This window comes from Tepidimonas fonticaldi, from assembly GCF_001675355.1.
In the GTDB taxonomy this organism is placed as follows: domain Bacteria; phylum Pseudomonadota; class Gammaproteobacteria; order Burkholderiales; family Burkholderiaceae_C; genus Tepidimonas; species Tepidimonas fonticaldi.
Genome location: NZ_LZDH01000021.1, coordinates 1 through 1,254 on the forward strand (window position 1 = coordinate 1; position 1,254 = coordinate 1,254).

At 63.6% G+C, this 1,254-nt stretch carries 1 protein-coding gene and 1 pseudogene; both read right to left on the minus strand.

Going from position 1 to position 1,254, the window contains the following annotated elements; translation table 11 throughout:
- A partial coding sequence (locus A9O67_RS13370; RefSeq protein ID WP_197484411.1) for a hypothetical protein occupies positions 1–191 on the minus strand: 191 nt, incomplete at its 3' end.
- A gap of 253 nt (positions 192–444) precedes the next feature.
- Positions 445–1,254 (minus strand): annotated as a pseudogene (locus A9O67_RS02960) (IS5 family transposase); the annotation flags it as partial.

A 1,254-nucleotide genomic window follows, 5' to 3' on the forward strand; every position in this document is an offset into this window, starting at 1 on the left:
ACGGGCGCCAACACGGGAGGGGCGGCCAGCGCCTGCGCACGCGCGGCCTCGCCTTGCGGCGCCACGACGGCGCCGGCCGCATTGTCACGGGCCACGGCATTGCTGGGCCGCGCCGGGGTCACCGGCTGGGCCCGCACGGTCGGCGTCGATTGCGGCGCCGGTGCCACGGCAATCGATGAAATGGTCAACATGGCGCAACCCCCAACTCGTCTGTGCGCAAGGGCCACACTCCCCGCGCTCATCCGTGTTATCGACCAACTTGAGCCCGACTTTAGGGAACCTCTGCACTACCCCGCCCACTCGTTCGTGGCGACGAGTTCAGGGTCAATATCGTTTCGTAGGATGGGATCGAAACAGATGCTGAACGGTTCTTGGGCTCCAGCAAGCCCCTTCGTGGGCCCTCTGCAGCCTCATCCGGCCCCAGTGAGCCCACTGCGGGCGCACTTATCCCGTCGCAGCCAGCAAGGCTTTGCGCGCCAGCCACAGATTGACCAGCGCAAACAGGACGTTGAGCTGCGCGCCGTTCTTGGCCAAGCCTCGATAGGGCGTCTTGCGGTAGCCAAACTGGCATTTGAGTACCCGAAACGGATGCTCACCCTTGGCACGAATGCGCGCCTTGGTGCGTTCCAAGGCATCCATCACCTGGCCAAGAAAAGTGCGCTTGTCCAATGCCCGGCGCTTGCCCGGCCGCATGGCCACGTGCCAAGCGACTTGCTTGCCCTGGTTTTCCGCTCGCTTGTCCACTCCCTGATAGCCCGCATCGGCAAAGACGTCGGTCTCTTGCCCGTGCAAGAGCCGATGCGCCTGCGTCACATCCGAGACGTTGGCAGCGGTGGCCACCACCGTGTGTACCAAGCCCTGTCTCGGCGTCGACCCCAACGTGCGCTTTCATGCCGAAGTACCACTGGTTGCCCTTCTTCGTCTGGTGCATCTCAGGGTCGCGCTCACGGCGGGCGTTCTTGGTCGAGCTGGGAGCAGCAATGAGCGTGGCATCCACGATGGTGCCGCTCTTGAGCATGAGGCCACGCTCGGTCAGGATGCGATTGACCGTCTCGAGGATACGCTGGCTCAGGCCGTGTTGCTCCAGCAGGTGGCGAAAGCGCAGGATGGTGCTCTCATCCGGCACGACATCCACCCCCAGGTCCAGACCAACAAAGCTCGCCAGCAGCGGCGTGTCGTACAAGGCTTCCTCCACCGCCGGGTCCGACAGACCAAACCACTGCTGCAAAAAATGAATCCTCAGCAGCTTCTCTA